Raw genomic sequence first — 20,058 nt, 5'->3', positions numbered from 1 at the left:
GGCATAACCGCATCAGGACAAGGCAATAACCATGAAATTCAGTGAACAGTGGCTGCGCGAGTGGGTAAATCCGCAAATCGATACCCAGGAATTAATGGACCAGATCACCATGGCAGGTCTGGAAGTGGACGGTTTCGAGCCGGTGGCCGGTCAATTCAACGGCGTAGTCGTTGGAGAGGTCAAATCGGTAGGTCCACATCCTGACGCAGATAAACTGCGGGTCTGCCAGGTCAGTGACGGCACTTCTGAAATGCAGGTGGTTTGTGGCGCTCCCAATGTCCGTGAAGGAATGAAGGTGCCTTTTGCAGTGGTTGGTGCGGTCCTGCCCGGTGATTTCAAAATCAAGAAGGCCAAGCTTCGCGGCCAGCCCTCCGAGGGCATGCTCTGTTCCGAGTCGGAGCTGGGGCTGTCCGACAATCACGATGGTCTGATGGAGCTCCCCGCGGACGCTCCGGTCGGCCAGGACGTAGCGGACTACCTGAAGCTGAACGATGTCACCATTGACGTGGACCTGACGCCCAACCGCGCCGACTGCCTGTCTATCAAGGGCATCGCCCGGGAAGTGGGTGTTCTGAACAGCATGTTGGTCGACAGCCCCGAAATCGAGCCGGTGGAATCGGTGCACTCTGAAGTGCCTGATATCCGCGTGGAAGCGCCAGCAGGTTGTCCACGGTATCTGGGTCGGATTCTTCGTAACGTGAACCTGCAGGCGGAATCGCCCCTGTGGATGCAGGAAAAGCTGCGCCGTTCCGGGATTCGCTCAATTGACGCCGCCGTGGATGTCACCAATTACGTGATGCTGGAACTTGGTCAGCCCATGCACGCCTTTGACCGTGATGAAATCGAGGGCGGGATCGTTGTCCGGATGGCGCGAATTGGTGAAAAGCTGGTTCTGCTGGATGGCCAGGAAGTCGAACTGACCCAGGGCACCCTGGTAATTGCAGATCACGAAAAACCGATCGCCATTGCCGGTGTCATGGGTGGAGAACATTCCGGTGTCAGTTCCAAAACCCGGGATCTGGTGCTGGAGGCCGCCTATTTCGATCCGATTACGCTGGCAGGCAAGGCTCGTCACTATGGCCTGCACACAGACGCATCGCACCGGTTCGAGCGGGGCGTCGATTACAAGTTGGCGCGGGAGGCCATGGAACGGGCAACCCGTTTGCTGATGGATATCGTGGGCGGTGAGCCTGGAGAAATTGTTGAAGTTGCCAGCGATGAGGATATCCCCGGGGATCGGCATGTCGACTTGCGTGCTCGCCGGCTTAACGACGTTCTGGGTATGGAAATCGACCGTACTACCGTTGAGGAAATTCTCACCCGGCTGGGCCTTCGGGTGGAAAAGCTCCTGAAAGACGGCTGGCGGGTGAGTGTGCCCAGCTTCCGCCCGGATATCTCCATTGAGGAAGATCTGATTGAAGAAGTGGGGCGGATCTATGGCTATAACAATCTGCCCGTAACCGAGCCAACTGGCTCGCTCGGTCTGCGTCCGGAGCAGGAAGCTGTTCGACCGGTATCTGCTATCCGCAACTTCTTTGTGGATCATGGGTATCAGGAGGCAGTGACCTACAGCTTTGTCGATCCGAAAGTTCAGCAGCTGGTGGATCCTGATCGTCAGGGCATTGCGCTGGCCAATCCGATTTCCTCGGATCTGTCGGTGATGCGAACCACCCTATGGAGTGGTCTGCTGAAAACCGTCGCCCACAATCAGAATCGTCAGCAGCCGCGCATCCGGCTATTCGAAACCGGTCTGCGCTTTCTGCGGGAGGGCGAGCGGATTGATCAGCAGCCGATGCTGGCCGGTGTCGTGGTTGGTAGCCAGTATCCTGAAAACTGGGCAAACGGTCGCAGAACAGCGGATTTCTTTGATGTAAAAGGGGATCTGGAGAGTCTGTTCAGGTTGCTGGGTATAGAGATTCAGTTTATCGGCAGCAAACACCCTGCGTTGCATCCGGGACAGACCGCCGAACTGATGCGCGACGGCGAGCACGTGGGCTGGCTGGGTACTCTGCATCCACAAGTTCAGAAAAATCTTGAACTTAATGGCACGATCCTGATGTTTGAGCTATTCTTGAATTCAATCGTTACCGGATATGTGCCTAATTTCAAAGAAATTTCAAAATTCCCGGAAGTTCGTCGGGATTTGGCTATTATTATCGGGAGCGAGGTAGCGTTCGCCGATGTAGAGCGTGTGGCCAGAAAGCATGCCGGTGAGCAGCTGACAGCGTTGCGTGCGTTTGATGTCTATGAGGGCGAGAGCCTGGGTGAAGGTAACCGGAGCCTGGCCCTGAGCCTGTTCTGGCAGCATCCCGAACGTACATTGAACGAGGATGAAGTGCATTCGCTCTTCAACGGTGTGATCGACGCATTGAAAGAAGAGCTGGGGGCAACACTGAGGAGTTGAGAAATGGCGGCTTTGACGAAAGCGGAAATGGCAGAGCGGTTGTACGAGGAATTGGGCCTGAACAAGCGCGAAGCCAAGGAAATGGTAGAAGCTTTTTTCGATGAGATCAGAGGCGCTCTCAGCCATAACGAACAGGTGAAGCTGTCGGGTTTCGGTAACTTCGACCTTCGGGACAAGAAGCAGCGGCCGGGACGGAACCCGAAAACCGGTGAAGAGATTCCCATCAGTGCACGGCGTGTCGTTACGTTTCGCCCGGGACAAAAACTAAAGCAAAAAGTAGAAGCGTATGCTGGAACCCAGTCATAACAACGAACTTCCCACGATTCCGGGGAAGCGCTATTTCACCATCGGTGAGGTGGCGGAGCTGTGCGCGGTAAAAGCGCACGTACTTCGCTATTGGGAACAGGAGTTTCCCCAGCTGTCGCCGGTAAAGCGCCGGGGCAACCGCCGGTATTATCAGCGGGCGGATGTTATTACCATTCGCCAGATTCGGAGCCTGCTCTACGACCAGGGCTACACCATCGGTGGCGCCAAGCAGAAACTCAGTAGCCACGAGGTAAAGGACGACACGTCCCAGTACAAGCAACTGATCCGGCAAATGATTACCGAGCTGGAGGAAGTACTCGAGGTGCTGAACGCGCCCGTCAAATAGAGTTCGCCAGACTCTGAAGAAAAACCGGGACAGCATGACTGCCCCGGTTTTTTTATGCCCGCATGGTTACTGCTTCCTGCAGGTTTTGATGCCCAGCAACGAATAGGCAGGGCAGTTGCCCACTAAAGCGGTTGCCAGGGGCACAATGCCAATCCAGCCCCAGGGTGTTTGCGGGCCCACAAATACGAGAGCCAGCAGTACAATGCCGACGATGGCGCGAATGATACGGTCCGCAGATCCCATATTGATGCTCATGATCCTTTCTCCTTGCTTGATATGCGATGACAGAACGGACTTTAGCGCCTGCTCGCTGGCGGTTCAGTGATAAAGTCACACAAGGCCGGCCGCTGAGCTGAGCTAATCTGATGATCTATGGAAAAGTCGATGGTGCAACACAGCATTCTTGAAACCTTGTCCGGGCCCCTTCGCAAAGAAGTCCTTGGCAGCCTGCAGCCTCTTCATTTTGAGCATGGAAGGATTCTGTTCCGGGCTGGGGATCCCTGTCAGGGGCTTCCTCTGGTGCTGAATGGAACTGTGAAGGTTCAGATGACCGGCCTGTCCGGTCACAGCATCGTGCTTTATCGGATGGGGGCTGATGACATTTGCACACTGTCTATCGGTTGTCTGATGACAGGCGATGGCTTTCGTGCAGAGGCAGTGGTTGAAGAGGATGCCGAAGTGTTTATGGTGCCCAGGGGGCTGTTTGACCGGCTGATGGACCAGTCTGCCGGTTTCAGGCTTGGCATTATGGAATCCTACGGACGCCGTTTGAATGACCTGATGTTACTGGTGGAAGAGGTCGCTTTCAGGCGTATGGATGAGCGTCTGTTTCAGTGGCTTGAGGCCAGGGTCGGACAGGGAATGATGACTATCACCCATCAGGAACTTGCCGTGGAGTTGGGAACCGCCAGGGAAGTGGTTAGCCGACTGCTGAAAGAGTTTGAACGCAAGGGCATGCTGCGGCTTGCCCGAGGAAAGATCGAGTTCACCAATTCGTTTCCCGGTAAGCCCTGAAGCAAAAAGCCCAGACCTTTCGGCCCGGGCTTTTTGTCGGAATCTGGTCGGGACGGTAGGATTTGAACCTACGACCCCTTGCACCCCATGCAAGTGCGCTACCAAGCTGCGCTACGCCCCGATTCGCTCTTTGCCCACTGGAAAAACTTGAGAGTATTCTCAGTGGCTTAGCGGGAGCGAAGTCTACACGAGCCCATGGAAAAAATAAACATCCGATGGCGATTTTGATGCCCGTTTTTTAGCGCAGCTTGGTTTCCCGGAGTTTCAGGATAAATTCGGGTGGTTCAAAGGTGTCTGGCCGGGCAAATTCCCAGTATTTGTCGAACACCGTCAGCCCGGTTTTTCCCTCCAGCAGGGCCCCGGGTTCCAGGAATGGAAACAGATCCATATAAGAGTGCACCTCTGTTTTGGATACCCGCCGAACGATGTGCTCCGGGCCGAGTTCGGAAGGGTGCCTGAGCCCCGAGGCTTCCAGCAGGTTCTGCAGCGCGTCGAGCGTATTCTTGTGGTAGTTGTATACCCTCTGGCTCTTGTGCTCTACGTCGAGCTTGTTACCGCGTCGGGGGTCCTGGGTGGCTACGCCGCTCGGGCAGCGCCCGGTGTGGCAATTGAGCGCCTGTATGCAGCCCAGCGCAAACATATAGCCCCTGGCCGCGTTGCACCAGTCAGCCCCCAGCGCCAGGGTTCGCGCAATGTTGAAGGCCGAGGTGATCTTGCCGGCGGCGCCAATGGCAATGTCCTCCCGAAGATTGGTACCCACCAGAGTGTTGTGAACCAGCAGGAGCGCTTCGGTCATTGGCATTCCCAACCGATTAATAAACTCGAGGGGAGCCGCACCGGTGCCGCCTTCGCCGCCGTCGACCACGATAAAATCCGGTTTTCGCCCGGTCTCCAGCATGGCTTTAACGATGGCAAACCATTCCCATGGGTGGCCGATAGCGAGCTTGAAGCCAACGGGCTTGCCTCCGGACAGCTCCCGCAGCCGGTCAATGAATTCCAGCATTTCTGTTGGTGTTGAGAACGCCGAATGGCTGGCAGGGGAGACGCAGTCCTCGCCAACAGAAACGCCCCGGGCTTCGGCGATCTCGGGCGTTACCTTGGCGCCGGGCAAAATTCCACCATGACCGGGCTTTGCGCCCTGGGATAGTTTGAGCTCTATCATTTTTACCTGATCAATTGAGGCGTTCTCGCGAAACATGTTCTCGTTGAACGAGCCATCTTTATGGCGGCACCCGAAGTAGCCCGAACCGATCTCCCAGACCAGGTCGCCGCCAGGCTGTCTATGGTAGCGGGAAATGGAGCCCTCTCCGGTGTCGTGGTAGAAGCCGCCCATCCTGGCGCCGGTATTGAGACTGAGGATGGCGTTGGCTGACAGCGAGCCAAAGCTCATGGCAGAGATGTTGAACACGCTTGCGTTATAGGGCTTGTCGCAATTTTTTCCGATCAGGATCCGGAAATCGCTACTACTGAGGCGGGTGGGGGCAAGTGAATGATTCATCCACTCGAAACCTTCATCGTACATTCCAAGTTGTGAGCCGAAAGGGCGTTTGTCCAGAACATTCTTCGCGCGCTGATAGACGATGGTGCGCTGTTCCCGTGAAAAGGGACGCTCTTCCGTGTCTGACTGGATGAAATACTGCCGGATTTCAGGGCCCACGGATTCAAGCAGGTAACGAAAATTGGCCATGATGGGATAGTTCCGGCTGACCGTGTGTTTTCGTTGTAGCAGGTCGTAGGTACCCAGGGCCGCGAACGCGCCAAATATTACAGGAAATACATGACCTTCCCTCAGGATCAGGACGAGCACAAGCGAGACAAGAAATCCGGCAATGCTGAGTGCATAGGCGGTATAGCGAAGCGGAAAGGTCTTTGTTTTTTCCATGAGGTCCTCTGATTGTCTCGGAAAAGCCGGCTCGCACAGAGCGGCAGCTGATGAAGAGTTTAGTCGTACGATGCGGGATCCTGTCGCGATTGGTCCCGAATCTGGCTGGTCCGTTTTCGATCATGGTCTATGATTAATATCAAGGCGGCAAAATAATCGTGGTTTTGATGTTTTGAACTCAAAACATTATGATAACGCGCTTGTAATGTCTGAATACCGATTCTGAATAAACGATTTACCAACTCAGGAGGCTCCATAACGTGGGCGAGGTAGTTAAAGACGAATATTCCACGGACTACGTGGCTGGCCAGGACAATATCACTCCGTTCGGGCTGGATCTCCATGCACCGGTATTTCCGATTACGGCGATACTGGTTGTTGCGTTTGTGATAGGCACCCTGATGTTCCCCGGGCCAGCCAAAGAGCTGCTCGACGGGGCAAAATGGGACATTATCGCGACGTTTGACTGGTTTTTCCTGATCAGTGCCAACATCTTCGTGGTGGTGTGCCTGGCTCTGATCTTCCTGCCGATGGGTAAAATCCGCATCGGGGGGCAGGACTGCAAACCTGAATTCTCAACGCTTTCCTGGTTCTGCATGCTTTTCGCCGCCGGTATGGGCATTGGTCTTATGTTCTGGGCCGTGGCCGAGCCGGTGGCTTACTACACGGGATGGTACGAGACGCCGTTCAATGTAGAGGCAAACACAGATGACGCCCGTAATCTTGCGATGGGCGCGACCATGTACCATTGGGGTCTGCATCCCTGGGGCATCTATGCAGTCGTTGCTCTTTCCCTGGCGTTTTTCGCCTTTAACAAAAACATGCCTTTGACCATTCGCTCGGCCTTTTTCCCGCTGCTGAAAGACAAGGTGTGGGGCTGGCCTGGACACATTATCGATGTGCTGGCTGTTGTCGCGACGATCTTTGGTCTGGCAACGTCACTCGGTTTCGGTGCCCAGCAGGCGGCTTCTGGTCTGAACTACCTGTTTGGTACAGGTGCAGATACGAATATCCAGATGGCGATCATTGTCGGCGTCACAGCCCTCGCATTGATCTCGGTGCTCAGGGGGCTCGACGGTGGCGTAAAGATTTTGAGTAATATCAACATGGCCGTTGCGGGCATTCTGCTGTTGTTCGTTATATTTGCCGGTCCGACGATGACAATTCTGGAAACTCTCTGGGTGACTTCCTCCAATTACGTGGGCAACGCATTGCAACTGAGTAATCCGTTTGGCCGCGAGGACGAAGCCTGGTTCCAGGGCTGGACTGTATTCTACTGGGCCTGGTGGATTTCCTGGTCACCGTTCGTAGGTATGTTTATCGCGCGCGTGTCCAAGGGCCGTACCGTTCGTGAATTTGTCACTGCCGTGTTGATCGTCCCGACTGTTATCACTGTTGTATGGATGAGCGCCTTCGGTGGTGCCGCCATTGAACAGATTCAGCAGGGCATTGGTGAACTGGCTGAGAACGGCCTGACCGAGGTTTCGTTGGCTACGTTCCAGATGTTCGCGAACCTCCCGCTGACTGGAATCCTGTCATTTGTCGGTATCGTTCTGGTTCTGGTGTTCTTCGTAACATCTTCCGACTCTGGTTCGCTGGTCATCGACAGTATTACGGCTGGTGGCAAGACTGATGCACCGACCGCCCAGCGTGTGTTCTGGGTAGTTGCCGAGGGTGCGATTGCTGCAGCTCTGATCTTTGGCGGCGGTGAAGATGCACTGGGCGCGATCCAGGCAACCGCTATCAGTGCGGGGCTGCCATTTACGGTGGTTCTCCTGATCATGACCTGGGGGCTTCTGAAGGGCCTCAGTCACGAGCGGCAACTGTTGATCGCCCGGGGCGAACTGTCCTGAGGGGTCGTGGAAATAAAAAACCGGGGCTTTGGCCCCGGTTTTTTTATGTTTGCTATTAACTCAGTTACTGGCAAACGTTTCCATGGCGAAACGTGAACGCTCCAGAGGCGTGAAGTGTGGACGTTTGAGCGCTTCAATCGCGCGGAGTCGGGGAAGCAGTCCGCGGCCATTTGCCATCTGGATTGCCAGTCCGGGCCGGGCGTTCAATTCCAGTAGCAGTGGCCCCTCGTTCGCATCTACCACCAGATCAACCCCCATGTAGCCCAGCCCGGTTGCTTCGTAGCAGCGGGAGGCCATTTCCAGCATCTCATCCCAGGCTTCTATCTGGATATTCTCCAGTGCCAGACCGGTGTCCGGATGTAGGGTTATGGGGCGGTTGAACTGAACGGCATTTAGTCCCTGGCCAGAGCCGATATCCAGGCCAACCCCAACGGCGCCCTGATGCAGGTTTGCCTTACCGTCAGACGCGGTTGTGGCCAGCCTCAGCATCGCCATTACCGGGTAACCCTGGAAGACGATAATCCGGATGTCGGGCACACCCTGGTGAGAGTATTTCGCCAATGAGGGGGCGGACTCCACCAGGTTTTCGACGATCGCCACATCTGGGGTACCCGCGAGCGAGTAGAGCCCGGCCAGAATGTTGGTCAAATGACGTTCCAGGAACGGAGAATCTACCCGCGACCCGGATGCCTTGATGTACTCATCGCCATCCCGACCGGTTATGACGGTAATCCCCTTGCCGCCAGACCCTTTTGCCGGTTTTATCGCAAATCCGGCCAGATCCTCTGCCATTTCCCGGAAGTGTGATATCTCATGCTGTTGGCGGACAACCTGAAGCAGTTTCGGGGTTTTTACGCCGTATTCGGCAACCACCAGTTTTGTTTTCAGTTTGTTGTCTACCAACGGATAGGATGACCGCTCATTGTACCGGGCAATGTAATCCACATTGCGCCGGTTCATGTTCAGCATTCCCAACCTCTTGAGCGATCTCGGCGATATCCAGTCCATGTCAGTCGTACGCCTTCATTGGCGTAAAGCGCCTCAGCTCGCTGAGCTTGTAGCCGGTGTACTGACCCATCAACAGGATCAGACCGAGAATAACAAGGTGCAGCTCCGGGAAGTTGAAGGTGAGGTGGCCGGCCAAGGGTGCGCTCATCAGCAAATAGGCGCAGATGGCCACAAACAGACTGCCTGCACCCTGAACCATGACCTCATGCGCCCCTTCTTCCTCCCAGAGGATGGACATCCGCTCGATGGTCCAGGCGATGATCACCATTGGGAAGAAGGTGACCGTCATGCCGGTATTGAATCCCATCTGATAGCCGATGATGCTCAGGCCTGCGGTAATAAAGATAACCAGGATGATCAGGGCGGATATGCGGGATACCAGCAGCAGGTTAAGGCTGGACAGGTAGCCGCGCATCAGCAAGCCAATGGATACCACCGACAGGAAAGCAATCAAGCCCGGCACCAGAGTTGTCTGGACGAAGGCCACTGCGATCAACACGGGCATGAAGGTGCCAGAGGTGCGAATGCCGATAACAATCCGCATGAAAGCGACCATCAGTGCCCCCAGTGGCAGCAACAGCAGCATTCGGAACATGCTTTGCTCTTCAATGGGCAGCTCGTAAAAGCTCAGGAAGCCGAGACCATTGGCTGCGGATTCCATGGTTGCAAGTTGAAGGGCAGGAACCGTTTGCCTGAGCATCGAGAAGCTTACTTCCGAGTTCTCGCCACCTACCACATCAAGCAATGAGGCTGCCCCCTGGCGCCAAAGCAGGAGGTCTTCAGGCACGCCCTGTTCGGCAGTCTTGGGGTTGAAGGTGAGCCAACGCTTGCCGTTGTAGATTTGCAGGTAGGGCATCAGCTGTTGCCGCCGCCGGGCATCTTCGAGTCTCAGTCCGTCCGCTGTTCTGGCGGCAATACCACTGTGGTTGAGCATGTCGACCAGAAGATCCAGGTAATTCTCTTCTGAAACCAGCAGGGTTGTGTTCTGTGTCCGGCTATCCGGCTGCATCAGCCGGATAAGCTCGCGGGTCATGCTTTCCGGTGTGCTTGAGCGGGCTTCTGCCTGGCTAAGAATTTCCTGTACCGCTGTTGCCTCGGGCTCTTCCCAGAAGGTCCTCGGTGTTTTCGGTTCGCGCGCCGGGATTTCCGGTCCGGCGTCTGGGGCCGGAATGAACTGGGCTTTGAAATATAAAGTCTGCGGCCCGGACACTTCCCGCTTGCTCCATTCCGCCCGGCGGCTGCCCGAGGTGTCGATGATGGAAAAGCCATAGCCGGGCGAAGCCGCCTGTTCGGTCAGGATGCGAAAGCCCGGTGGCTGCTCGGGGATATTGAGGCTGGCAAGAACCGAACCGTCCACTGCGTCAAAATCAATGCGGGCCTCGACCATCCAAACTGGTCGTTGTTCGCCCGTGAGCCAGGGTATGCCAAGCTCAACGTGCCTCCAGACGGCAAGCGAAATGCCCGCAGAGATGAGCAGGAAAACGGCGATGTAAAAAGGCAGGCGCGAGCGGGTGGTCACGATTCGTTCCCATTGCTGTTGCGGATGGATTCAGGCAGCTCGGTTGCATATTCCTTGCCGACATCGATCAGCATGACGTCACGCAGAATATTGCGGCCGATCAGAACCTCGTAGGTGAGGTTGGTTCTGTCGGCAAGTGTAAACTCCGCAACTTGTTGGTGATCGCCAATAAAAAACTGAAGCTCGACGACGACCCGACGCTCCGCTTCATCGGCGCTGGCCTGGATTACGCGAACCCGGCGAGAGATCTCTTTTTCCAGGGTTACAAACTTGTCTGCACCGGGAACAGGTACATCAAAGCGCACCCAATTGTTGCCGTCCCGCTCGAACCGAGTGATGTTGCGTGCGTCTATCGAGGAAGTTTCGGCACCGCTGTCAATGCGAGCCTTGTAGATCAGGCCGGGGCCCGCAAGGTAGAAGTTTTCAACCTCGCCGACAATCACCTTGCCCTTCAGGCGGTCTGCACGCCCTTTCGAATTATCTGTTGCGGGGCATTGTGTCTGGGCCCGCACTGGCGGACATTCAGGTTTTTCCACCTGGGTGGCAATTGCGTCGAGTATGGTCTGAGTCGAAGAGCGGGTTTGGGCAATGGCTTGCTCGTGCCTGACCGCTGAGTTTTCTTCCATGGTAACGAGAGTTGCCCGCTGACTCTTGATGGATCCCTGGAGTTCATTCATATCCGTTTTGGGAACCATGAAATAGCGGTCTGCCGAGCATCCCGTCAGTAGAAGAATGCCTGCAAGTGTGGTGACGGAAAGCTTAGGCAGTCCAGCCCGATACCATTTGAAACCCATTAAGAACCCCTGAGCTGGCAGTCTGTCACGCTCGATACCGAGCTATTGTGACGGTCTATGCGTGTGAAACCGGATAAATAGGAAGGGAAGTATACAACATCCAATCTGTGTGGTTGATTTACAGATGGTTAAGGGGCAGTAGTGTTTACCGTGACAGGAAATTCCCCTCTCCGAGAACAGTCTCAGCGCGCAGGTATTCCTGGATTACCGGGGAGCAGTTAAGGTAGAAAAGCAATAGTTCGCGCTGCACATCCTGATCCTGGATTCTGGCTGCGAAGCTGATCAGCTCCCGGATTTCCTGGTCACTCTCAGACTTGCTGGAGGGCATGCCGAAACTCTTGCCATACCGCGCCTTCAGCAGGTTGGTAAGACGCTCGAGATGAAACTCGCCCGTGTGGGTAATGTGCGGAAGGATTCTGAAGCCGTCCTTGTTGCCGTTCGGACGGGTGCCGAATAAGCCTGCCTGGCTGTCCTGGCCGGAGCAGTCATTGTGCAGAAACTCCGCCTCCAGTTTTCGCCACAGTTCTTTCAGCATGATCTGTTATCCGTTTCTGATCTGGTTCGGGCCCGCCGTGCGGTTAAAAAAGGGTAATAACCACTTGGCGAGTGAACATTTTACCCTTTTAGACGATATTACGTTGGCCGTCCAGAGGCAGATGCCCGAGCTTTAAAATAATGCCAAACAGTCGTGGTCCTTAGTGCCTCGCCATTCTGATTGACGGCGTGCCGGGCAAAAGGTTCCCTTCGTGGGGTAGACTGTTGTGGGGCCGGGAAACACCGGTTCCTCAATCAAACACAGAACCGTAACAGGAGTAGTACCAGGTGTCTGAAGCCCTCACGGAACTGATCTTGTCCCGGCCCGATCTGATGGCGGGATTGATGGTTGTGTTAATCCTTTTGATCGTTCTGAAAGGGCTCTGGGGCAGGAATGGTCGACTTGGGCAGGACGTTGAACAGTGGCGACAGCATGCAACCGCCCTCGAAAATCGGGTGGCCGGTCTGGAGTCGGATCTGGAAAATGGCAAGCAGCGCGTGGCACAGCTGGAGAGCGAGCGTCAGAGCCTGCAGGCGAAGTCGGACGAGCTTTCCCGCGAGCTGGGCGAGGCCCGCGTCGCGCTCCGCGAGAAGGAAGTGACGATTGAGAAGGAACGCCGATCCGCCCATGAAAAACTGGAGTTGCTTGAGCGTAACCGTGATGCCTTGAAGACGGAGTTCGAGAATCTGGCCAACAAGATTTTTGAGCAGAAGAGCGAGCGTTTCAGCCAGCAGACCCGCACCAGCCTTGATACTCTGCTGAACCCCTTCAGGGACCAGTTGCAGGACTTCCGCAAGCGGGTTGAAGACGTGTATACCACCGAAACCCGTGATCGTCAGGCCCTCCGTAGTGAGATCAAGTCACTGCAGGAACTGAATCGCCAGATAACCGAGGAAGCATCCAATCTGACCCGCGCCCTCAAAGGCGACAAGAAGATTCAGGGTAACTGGGGTGAGCTGATCCTTGAACGGGTACTGGAGAAATCCGGTCTGCGCAAGGGCGTGGAGTATGATACCCAGGGAAGCTATCGCGACGGCGACAATCAGCTCTACCGGCCGGACGTCATTGTCCATCTGCCGGATAGCCGCAACCTGATTATCGATTCCAAGGTCTCACTGGTGGCCTACCAGCAGTGGGTGACGGAAGACGAGGATTCCGGGGTCAAGGAGGAGGCGCTCAAGCAACACGTTGAGGCCGTGAGGAATCACATTCGTACCCTTAGCGAAAAAGACTACAGCCAGCTCCACGGCCTCCATTCCCCGGACTTTGTGTTGCTGTTCATGCCGATAGAGCCCGCTTTTGTGGCAGCATTTCAGCAGGACGAGAACCTTTTCGCAGAAGCCTTTGAGCGAAAGATTATTGTGGTAACGCCAACCACGCTGCTGGCAACACTGCGAACTATTGAGAACATCTGGCGGTACGAACGCCAGAGCCAGAATGCCCGGCAAATCGCTGAGCGGGCTGGCGCTGTTTATGACAAACTCAGGGTGTTTGTTGAGGCGATGGAGCGCCTGGGCACACAGTTGCATACTGCCCAGGGAACCTATGATTCGGCCATGAACACCCTGACCCGTGGGCGCGGCAACCTGATCTCCCAGGCGAATCGATTTGTAGAGCTGGGTGTTCGGGTGAAAAAGGAATTGCCGAAGGGGATAATGGACCAGGCCGAAGTGGACGAGGGTGAAGAATTCCGTCATTCAGGGGACAACGACCTGCCTGATTCAGAGAAGCAGGCGATTGGTGCAGATAACGAGCAGGAGTAGATGCCATGGCAGTATTATTTGGAACAGGTCGCTGTTTTGCCCTGGGGGCTGTATTGGCGTCCGCGCTCCTGTCCGGGCCCGCGCTGGCGCTGGCGCCCGAGCACGAGACTCGCAGATTGATGCTCGCTACCGAAGGGGCAGTGGTTGCGGAAAACTGGGGCGAGGCCGCTGAGTATCTGAACCGCTTGCAGCAACTGGAAGGTGAAAAGCCCGCTGATTACTATTTTTATCGGGGGCGGGTGATGCTGCAGTCTTCCCACCTGAACGAAGCCCAGTCTGCTCTTGAGACCTATGTGAGCCGCGCCGGCGCTGAGGGTGCCCACTACCAGGAATCCCTGCAGTTGATCACTTCCATTGAAAAGACCCGAAAGCAGAATGCCCTGGCCCCACAGGCAACCGGTGAGAGTGAACAGGTTGCGGTCATTGAGCCGGCGGGTGAGGGCCGTATCGAGTCTTTGCGCAAGCTGTATCTGGCAGATTCAGACCGCGAGGCACTGACGCTTCATATCAACAGCCTGCTCGAATTGGCTGGCTGGCGCCGTGATCAGGCGGTCGTGCGGCTCGATCGGCCAGCCGATGTTGAATACCGTCTTGGCACCCAGGGAGAGGAAATCCAGATTCAGGAACTGAAGCGCGCCGAGGATGGCCGGATACTGCGAAGCACAGAGACGATGTCGGTGTTTGGCATCAACCCCAGGGTGGAATGGCGTTGTGAGGCGACTGTTTCAACTTGCTGGGTCTATGATCCGAGGGACGGTTCCCGACTGCTTCAACTGGCCGAAAACCGGGAAAGGGCCCAGGAAATCGCCGAAACGCTCGGGCAGCTGATCCGTTCGCTTCAGGCGCCCTCGGGGTCCTGAGTCAATCGGAGAGATCACCACGCTCGCCTTCACGATAGGCGCCTGGCGTCACCCCGGTCCACTTCTTGAAGGCCCGATGGAAGGTTGAGGGTTCGGTGAAACCGACTTTGGCGGCGATGTCGTTAATAGGAAGTTCCTGCCGGCTCAGATAGTAAATAGCCATATCCCGGCGTAACAGATCCTTGATCTCCTGGAACGAGGTATTCTCCTGCTTCAGTCTGCGTCGCAGTGTCTGCGGGCTGGTATGCAGGCCCGCTGCAATCCATTCAAAATCCGGCAACGGCTTCGAAAGATCCCTGCCGATCAGCGCCCGAATGCGTCCCGTAAAGGTGTTACTCTCGTCCGGACGGGATAGCAGGTCTGCCGGGGAGGTCTTAAGGAATTGCCGCATCTCCGGCTTGTCGCGGATGACGGGCGCAGACAGGAAGCGCTTGTCGAAGGTGAGGGCGATTCTGTCAGACTCGAATGCCAGGGGGCAGTGGAAAATGTGCCGGTATTCGTCGCCATGGGCCGGCCGAGGGTAATCGAACTCGGCCTTCTCCAGCTCGATGGGTTGGCCGATGAGCCAACTGCCCAGTCGGTGCCAGATCACCAGAATACTCTCCCGCAGGAAAAAGCTCGGATCGTTGATCTCGCCCTCTATCCGGGTTACGAGCTGAGCCTTGTCCTTGCCAACCTCCAGTTCCATGGACACCATGGGTTCAAACAGACGGGAAAACTGGAAGGCCTGCCGGTATACAGATTCCAGATTGGGGCAGTCAATCACCAACGCGCACATGGTGGCAAAGGTTCCTGTTCGGGCCCTTCTGGGCCCCAGCCCCATGAACTCATCTCCCATGCGGTTCCAGAGCACCTGCATCAAATGGCTGAACTGATCACTGCTGACCCTCGCCATCTCGATGCGCAGCAGGTCGGGAGAGATTCCGGCTTCCCGGAGCATTTCACGGGTATCAAAACCAAGTCGCTCGGCGCCCACAAGGGCCGCCTGTACAAAGTGCTTCGAAACCGTCAGATCGGACATTACGCTCGCCATTCCATGAAAACGAAACCCATCATAAAACCCCGGCAGAACAATGCAACCGAAGCCGTTTGGCCACACTGGTAGAAACGGCCAATCGGAATGAAGGAACCGGCAGTTGGCCCGCTTGGCAAAACCGGGCAGCATGAAGGAAACGAATGCTATTTGCGTAAACCTGAGAATAAAAAGGAGATTATCATGGCGGGTCCTCTGACTTCGCTGAAAGTTCTGGATTTCAGCACCTTGTTGCCCGGCCCCTACGCCACCATGCTGTTGGCGGACATGGGGGCAGATGTATTGCGTGTGGAGGCACCGGACCGAGTGGATCTTACCCGGGTAATGCCACCCCACGATGCCGGCGTGAGCACGGCCCACGGGTTTCTGAACCGTGGCAAGAAGTCGCTCGGGCTTAACCTTAAAGAGGAGGGCAGCCGGGAGAAGGTTCTGGAATTGGTCAAGGACTATGACGTTGTCGTTGAGCAATTCCGGCCGGGAGTGATGGATCGGCTTGGTATCGGCTATGAAGCCCTCAAGTCGGTAAACCCTCGCCTGATCTATTGCTCCATCACCGGCTATGGCCAGACCGGCCCCTACAAGGATCGAGCGGGCCACGACATCAACTATCTCTCCCTGGCTGGAGTAAGCAGTCACTGCGGCCGGGCTGACAGCGGGCCGCCACCGATGGGTATCCAGATTGCGGATGTGGCCGGCGGTTCACACCACGCCGTCATGGGCATTCTGGCTGCTGTTATCCATCGACAGCAGACCGGAGAAGGGCAGTTTGTTGATATCAGCATGACCGACGCGGCCTTTGCGCTGAACGCCATGGCCGGGGCCGCCTGCCTGGCTGGTGGCCAGGAGCAGAAGCCGGAGAGCGCATTGCTCAACGGCGGCTCATTCTACGACTACTACCAGACCAGTGACGGCCGCTGGCTCTCGGTAGGCAGCCTAGAACCCCAGTTCTCCGCCCGCCTGTGCGACACCCTCGGTATTTCCGATATGAAAAGCCTGGCCATGAGCCAGAAGCCCGAGCATCAGCAGCAACTTAAAGCCGCCATCAAGGCAAAAATTGCTGCGAAACCCCTGGCCGAGTGGCAGGAGATCTTTGCCAACCAGGACGCCTGCGTGGAGCCGGTTTTGACGATCTCGGAGGCCGCCAAGCATCCACAACTTAAAGCGCGGGATATGGTGATTGGAGTTGACCGGGGAGACGGCACTCAGCAGCCGCAGATCGGATTCCCGATAAAGTTTGAAAAAACGCCATCGCAAACGTCCCGGATCGGGAAAATGCTTGGGGCTGATAACGAAGATTACCTGTGAGGTTTTTTTGAGAGGAAGGCGCTGACCAAACATTAAGAAAATCAGGTCTTGAGTGGTTGCACGCACAACGCGCGTCACTTCAAACCACTTAACTAATATTTCCGAAAAGGCGGTGAAGGTAGGTTAGAGAATTTCCGAGCAACTCGATGGAAAGACCCGCTTTTTGTATGGTGGCAACAAATTGGAAATTTGGGTTCTTTATTGCAAGAGTCAAGAAGTGAATCCAACCTCCGGTTTTGAAAGATATCTTCTTCGTCAGATTGTGCGAAGCCCATCGCCGGCTGAATTTAAAACCCATACGCAACGAACCCCGGTAAAACCGGGGTTCGTCTGTCTGAGGCCTCCATGTGGAGGCCTTTTTCATTGCGAGTACTTAGGGTGCTGTACACAGGGCAGGCAAGTCTGCCAACGCGACTCCAAACGTTACATAAGTCTCGCAGAGCATGCCACCGAATACTGCAAGGTTGTCGGCGGAGGTAGGTGTCCCATGATTGCCATCTTGATAAGTCGTAATCATGTCGAGACCTATTGTGAGGGGTTTTGTTCCCGCCAGAGGAGCATTGAAGCTGTCTACGGTTACAGGAACAGGAAGTCCGGTTTGCTCCGGCGTAAATGTACCTGATAGAGCGGGAATGCCCCACTGCTGGTCATCAGCTGCGTTCGGTATAACCGTGTCGCCAGCCACCTCTGACAGAAGAACATCTGTCGAAGTGCCGAGTGTATCAACAAAGTTGATCGGGTCTGCTGAGTCAATCGCAGCCTGAAGAACATTGAGGTACGCCTCGAGCGAGGCATCGCCTTGTGTCAGGCCGGCTGCCTGCTGAAGTCCAAGCAAAATGCGCGGTGCAAAAGCAGGTGAGTTTTCGAGCAAGCGGACAATACCACCGCCTGGGGTCAACATGCTGGCAGAAGCAATGTCATTGAAAGTAGATGGAATTTCAGAGCTTCCGTCAGCAGCAGTGAAAATCGTTGAATCTATTTGATTTTCGTTCACCGATGCGACGAAAGGCATGCCTGTAATAGTTCCAAGAGAATGACCGGCAAAATACACGGTATCAGCCGCTGTAACATTAATTCCAGTACCGCTACCGCCGGCGCTCACCGGTCGAGGCAACGTGATGCCAGGCTTGCCTGCGAGGGGGTTGCCAAACAAGGTCGCCCGAAGGTTCATTTGATCAACGACACTCTGACGGTTGTTGTCCCGAGCTGTTAAGAAGTTTTGCAGGTTGATATAAAAACTGCCCGACCCTTCAGTCCCTGCGGGTGCAGCTGGATCAAATACCATGGGTGCTGGAGTGCCACTCGTATCTGAATATAGATTGAAATGGCGTTCGTTGGTGGCCGGAGCAAGCCCCGGAATTGTGCTGCCCGCGTTTGCGACTGTATTCACAAGAGATTGTGCTGTGAGAGTGCTTTCCTGTGTTGCAGTTCCCCCAGCCAGAGCATCCGCAAGATCGGACACGTTGCCCGCTACCACCAGCGGTGCCAAAGCATCCGCTTCGGCTTCAGACGCGCCACCGCCGATCAAAAGTGCAGTAGCTAGCGGCAGTTGCTCATCTGCGGAGAAAGGTGCCACACCATGCAATGGCTGATCAATAGCTACAACAACGAAACCTTGCGCTGCCAAGCCTGTGCCAAAAGTAAGTGCTGCACTGCGGTCAGTAGTAATGCCATGCTGATACATTACTACTCCTCTGATATCCCCGCTGTTAGGGTACAGAGCCAGGAGCGGAACCTCTTGAGTGCTCAACTCCTTAGGGAAGGGGAATATGTAGTTGACTGCAGTAGACACCGTCGGATCCGCTTGCGGCAGAGATACACCAAGTGCGGAAAAGGTTGTGTTGAGCGCTTGGGCCAAATCGCTGTCTGCAGTCCAGTTGGTTGAGTCAAAGCCTGCGATTCCAGCCGCATCGTCTCCGAGATAGTAAGGCAGTGAGACGGTGCCTTGTGCAGCAAGAACACTGTCGGAGCCAGGAACAGCACTTGCCACTGCGGATACTAGGCCTACCGGAGAAATCGTAGAATTGTCGATAGTGATAGTGTTGGTGAAACCACCTGATCCGTCTGCCACATTGCGATTAACGCCAGGAAGGGGAGTCGGCAATTGTCCGGCAAAGTTGGATGCTAGAGCTACGCCTACGCAATTGACAGCTGGCTCGCCGAGGCCACTAACGTTCGCACCGCCAACTTCGCATGCACCTCCGGGGGCAAAAAGAGCGTTAAGAGGAGATTCTGGATTGGGTGGCAAAGAGGTTGGGAATGCGTCGAACGCCGCATCTACCGCGGTCTTAACTTCCGAGTATGAGGCGGCACCGGCTTCAACCGCTTGAGACGCAGCAGTTACTTTGACGAATGTTTCGATCTGATCAGAGAACCAGGAAGCAGGCTCTGCAATGTACTGAAGAACCTTCTCATCGTTTGAAGTAGTGAAACTATAACTTATTGCTATATCCTCTGCAGTAACCGGAATACTGGCGGCATTAAAAAGGCCTACTGCAGTCGCTTCCCAAAGGTTGTTGATCAATGCTTTCACCGGAGCCAAGGCTGGGTTGCCAAGCGGTTGCGCTTCGTCGGTTAAGCTCTGATAGCTCGGAGAGGCCACGATTGCGTCCCCGTTAATGTCGGTAACCCCTTTTGTTACCACAGCCACGTAGCGTTTTCGAGGATTCAGAGGTTCCAGCGGTAAAATTCTTATCGCAGACGTGCCACTGAGTGTTTCAACGTCTGCTCTTGCAGTAGCAAAACCAGTTGGCGTAGGCGGTTCTTGATTGCTTAAGCCCTGAACCGGGTCTCCGCTGGCGTAAGCCAGTTCGACCAGGAAAACCGTCTGGCCATAAATCACGGTATCGGGGTCAATCTGGCCATTAAATTGGATCACTGCTGGAGCAACGGTTGACGCACCGCTCAATTCATTCAATGCGGTTGTTACTGGCGGTGACGTATCACCCACACCGAAAGTACCATCACCCTGCTCTGAGTCAAAAATCAGATCATTCGGAATAGGCAGTTCGCTGGTAATCGGGTTGAAAATCGGCCAGGTTTTCCCTGTGAAATCCGGGTTATTGATCTGGTAGTCCGGATTGGCATTCGCCCCCGTCTCGCCGCTATCAAAGCAGCCTGTAAGTCCAACGGAAGACGCCACGGCAAGACTTATTAGAGTTTTCTTGAACATGGGTGGAACCTTTTCCTGTTGTTGTGTCGTTATGTTCGGCAGCTGACGGGGCCGGTCTGATCCGGTAAGCCCGTTGTCAGTGGCCTGTTCTGCTTAAACTGTTGTCTGAAATTGTAGCCAGCGCTGTAAGCCAATTTCTGTATCTCTGACTATAGCGACAGTATGGCAAGTGTTGATCAGCCAAAAGTGTGATTCTGGTGGTTGGAGTCCTCCCCGCACGATTGGAGTTCGGCCTTTGAGAAAAATAGTTGCCGGATAACGGTT

Annotated in this window: 16 protein-coding genes and 1 tRNA gene; 8 read left to right on the top strand and 9 right to left on the bottom strand. The window is 55.2% G+C overall.

What is annotated here, in order from left to right:
* The first annotated feature begins 31 nt into the window (after positions 1-31).
* Genes pheT through WA411_RS15745 form a run of 3 tightly spaced genes read left to right on the top strand, consistent with a single transcriptional unit; the run spans position 32 to position 3,056 of the window.
* Positions 32-2,404, top strand: a complete 2,373-nt coding sequence (gene pheT / locus WA411_RS15755) for a phenylalanine--tRNA ligase subunit beta (RefSeq protein ID WP_291908109.1) — start codon at positions 32-34, stop codon at positions 2,402-2,404.
* Positions 2,405-2,407: 3 nt separating this feature from the next.
* Positions 2,408-2,710 carry an integration host factor subunit alpha gene (gene ihfA / locus WA411_RS15750; protein WP_007151838.1) on the top strand — a complete coding sequence of 101 codons (303 nt, stop codon included), beginning with the start codon at positions 2,408-2,410 and terminating at the stop codon, positions 2,708-2,710.
* A complete protein-coding gene (locus WA411_RS15745; RefSeq protein WP_008170477.1) occupies positions 2,691-3,056 on the top strand; it encodes a MerR family transcriptional regulator in 366 nt (121 codons plus the stop codon). Before ihfA ends, WA411_RS15745 begins: the two co-directional genes overlap by 20 nt.
* 66 nt (positions 3,057-3,122) lie before the next feature.
* On the opposite strand, the gene WA411_RS15740 is transcribed toward WA411_RS15745, so the two are convergent.
* Positions 3,123-3,311, bottom strand: coding sequence for a YgaP family membrane protein (locus tag WA411_RS15740; protein WP_008170476.1), 189 nt, complete (start codon positions 3,309-3,311; stop codon positions 3,123-3,125).
* Positions 3,312-3,440: 129 nt separating this feature from the next.
* Between WA411_RS15740 and WA411_RS15735 the strand changes: the two genes are divergently transcribed.
* The gene (locus WA411_RS15735) at positions 3,441-4,070 is read left to right on the top strand and encodes a Crp/Fnr family transcriptional regulator (protein ID WP_291908101.1); all 630 of its coding nucleotides are present in this window, start codon (positions 3,441-3,443) and stop codon (positions 4,068-4,070) included.
* A 44-nt stretch (positions 4,071-4,114) separates the two neighbouring features.
* Here WA411_RS15735 and WA411_RS15730 read toward each other — a convergent pair.
* Both WA411_RS15730 and WA411_RS15725 read right to left on the bottom strand, forming a co-directional pair.
* A tRNA-Pro gene (locus WA411_RS15730) sits at positions 4,115-4,191 on the bottom strand.
* A 117-nt stretch (positions 4,192-4,308) separates the two neighbouring features.
* Positions 4,309-5,952, bottom strand: coding sequence for an FMN-binding glutamate synthase family protein (locus tag WA411_RS15725; RefSeq protein ID WP_291908099.1), 1,644 nt, complete (start codon positions 5,950-5,952; stop codon positions 4,309-4,311).
* 260 nt (positions 5,953-6,212) lie between these two features.
* Here WA411_RS15725 and WA411_RS15720 point away from each other — a divergent pair, with 260 nt between their 5' ends.
* The gene (locus WA411_RS15720) at positions 6,213-7,805 is read left to right on the top strand and encodes a BCCT family transporter (protein ID WP_291908097.1); all 1,593 of its coding nucleotides are present in this window, start codon (positions 6,213-6,215) and stop codon (positions 7,803-7,805) included.
* A gap of 60 nt (positions 7,806-7,865) precedes the next feature.
* Here the strand turns inward: WA411_RS15720 and WA411_RS15715 are convergent, their stop codons facing one another.
* The 4 genes from WA411_RS15715 to WA411_RS15700 form a co-directional block, all read right to left on the bottom strand.
* Complete coding sequence (locus WA411_RS15715) at positions 7,866-8,813, bottom strand: alpha-L-glutamate ligase-like protein (RefSeq protein WP_039881821.1); 948 nt, start codon at positions 8,811-8,813, stop codon at positions 7,866-7,868.
* 1 nt (position 8,814) lies between these two features.
* Positions 8,815-10,332 carry an inactive transglutaminase family protein gene (locus WA411_RS15710; RefSeq protein ID WP_136631730.1) on the bottom strand — a complete coding sequence of 506 codons (1,518 nt, stop codon included), beginning with the start codon at positions 10,330-10,332 and terminating at the stop codon, positions 8,815-8,817.
* Positions 10,329-11,126 (bottom strand): ATP-dependent zinc protease family protein, encoded by a 798-nt coding sequence (locus WA411_RS15705; RefSeq protein WP_069184932.1) that lies wholly within the window; start codon positions 11,124-11,126, stop codon positions 10,329-10,331. Before WA411_RS15705 ends, WA411_RS15710 begins: the two co-directional genes overlap by 4 nt.
* A gap of 145 nt (positions 11,127-11,271) precedes the next feature.
* Positions 11,272-11,661 (bottom strand): hypothetical protein, encoded by a 390-nt coding sequence (locus WA411_RS15700; RefSeq protein ID WP_153634469.1) that lies wholly within the window; start codon positions 11,659-11,661, stop codon positions 11,272-11,274.
* A gap of 287 nt (positions 11,662-11,948) precedes the next feature.
* On the opposite strand from WA411_RS15700, the gene rmuC reads away from it, so the two are divergent.
* Positions 11,949-13,424 (top strand): DNA recombination protein RmuC, encoded by a 1,476-nt coding sequence (rmuC, locus tag WA411_RS15695; RefSeq protein WP_291908091.1) that lies wholly within the window; start codon positions 11,949-11,951, stop codon positions 13,422-13,424.
* Positions 13,425-13,429: 5 nt separating this feature from the next.
* Positions 13,430-14,284: a hypothetical protein gene (locus WA411_RS15690; RefSeq protein WP_069184929.1), complete on the top strand. Its 855-nt coding sequence runs from the start codon at positions 13,430-13,432 to the stop codon at positions 14,282-14,284.
* Between the two features lies 1 nt (position 14,285).
* Here WA411_RS15690 and WA411_RS15685 read toward each other — a convergent pair whose 3' ends face one another.
* Positions 14,286-15,305, bottom strand: a complete 1,020-nt coding sequence (locus WA411_RS15685; protein WP_153634466.1) for an AraC family transcriptional regulator — start codon at positions 15,303-15,305, stop codon at positions 14,286-14,288.
* A 195-nt stretch (positions 15,306-15,500) separates the two neighbouring features.
* On the opposite strand from WA411_RS15685, the gene WA411_RS15680 reads away from it, so the two are divergent.
* The gene (locus tag WA411_RS15680) at positions 15,501-16,622 is read left to right on the top strand and encodes a CaiB/BaiF CoA transferase family protein (protein WP_291908089.1); all 1,122 of its coding nucleotides are present in this window, start codon (positions 15,501-15,503) and stop codon (positions 16,620-16,622) included.
* Between the two features lie 373 nt (positions 16,623-16,995).
* On the opposite strand, the gene WA411_RS15675 is transcribed toward WA411_RS15680, so the two are convergent.
* Positions 16,996-19,794, bottom strand: coding sequence for a hypothetical protein (locus WA411_RS15675; RefSeq protein ID WP_291908088.1), 2,799 nt, complete (start codon positions 19,792-19,794; stop codon positions 16,996-16,998).
* Positions 19,795-20,058 lie beyond the last annotated feature (264 nt).

It is taken from the genome of Marinobacter sp. CH_CUG1437-1 (genome assembly GCF_037029655.1).
In the GTDB taxonomy this organism is placed as follows: Bacteria; Pseudomonadota; Gammaproteobacteria; order Pseudomonadales; family Oleiphilaceae; genus Marinobacter; species Marinobacter salsuginis.
Note: the sequence above shows the minus strand (reverse complement) of the source record. Positions and strands in the feature narration are given on the sequence as shown.

Excerpts from the sequence above, each read along its gene's own strand:
- WA411_RS15685 (WP_153634466.1), bottom strand. The coding sequence starts at position 15,305 with ATGTCCGATCTGACGGTTTCGAAGCACTTTGTACAGGCGGCCCTTGTG.
- WA411_RS15690 (WP_069184929.1), top strand. The coding sequence starts at position 13,430 with ATGGCAGTATTATTTGGAACAGGTCGCTGTTTTGCCCTGGGGGCTGTA.
- pheT (WP_291908109.1), top strand. The coding sequence starts at position 32 with ATGAAATTCAGTGAACAGTGGCTGCGCGAGTGGGTAAATCCGCAAATC.
- WA411_RS15725 (WP_291908099.1), bottom strand. The coding sequence starts at position 5,952 with ATGGAAAAAACAAAGACCTTTCCGCTTCGCTATACCGCCTATGCACTC.
- WA411_RS15700 (WP_153634469.1), bottom strand. The coding sequence starts at position 11,661 with ATGCTGAAAGAACTGTGGCGAAAACTGGAGGCGGAGTTTCTGCACAAT.
- WA411_RS15735 (WP_291908101.1), top strand. The coding sequence starts at position 3,441 with ATGGTGCAACACAGCATTCTTGAAACCTTGTCCGGGCCCCTTCGCAAA.
- WA411_RS15675 (WP_291908088.1), bottom strand. The coding sequence starts at position 19,794 with ATGTTCAAGAAAACTCTAATAAGTCTTGCCGTGGCGTCTTCCGTTGGA.
- WA411_RS15715 (WP_039881821.1), bottom strand. The coding sequence starts at position 8,813 with ATGGACTGGATATCGCCGAGATCGCTCAAGAGGTTGGGAATGCTGAAC.
- WA411_RS15680 (WP_291908089.1), top strand. The coding sequence starts at position 15,501 with ATGGCGGGTCCTCTGACTTCGCTGAAAGTTCTGGATTTCAGCACCTTG.
- WA411_RS15740 (WP_008170476.1), bottom strand. The coding sequence starts at position 3,311 with ATGAGCATCAATATGGGATCTGCGGACCGTATCATTCGCGCCATCGTC.
- WA411_RS15705 (WP_069184932.1), bottom strand. The coding sequence starts at position 11,126 with ATGGGTTTCAAATGGTATCGGGCTGGACTGCCTAAGCTTTCCGTCACC.
- ihfA (WP_007151838.1), top strand. The coding sequence starts at position 2,408 with ATGGCGGCTTTGACGAAAGCGGAAATGGCAGAGCGGTTGTACGAGGAA.
- WA411_RS15745 (WP_008170477.1), top strand. The coding sequence starts at position 2,691 with ATGCTGGAACCCAGTCATAACAACGAACTTCCCACGATTCCGGGGAAG.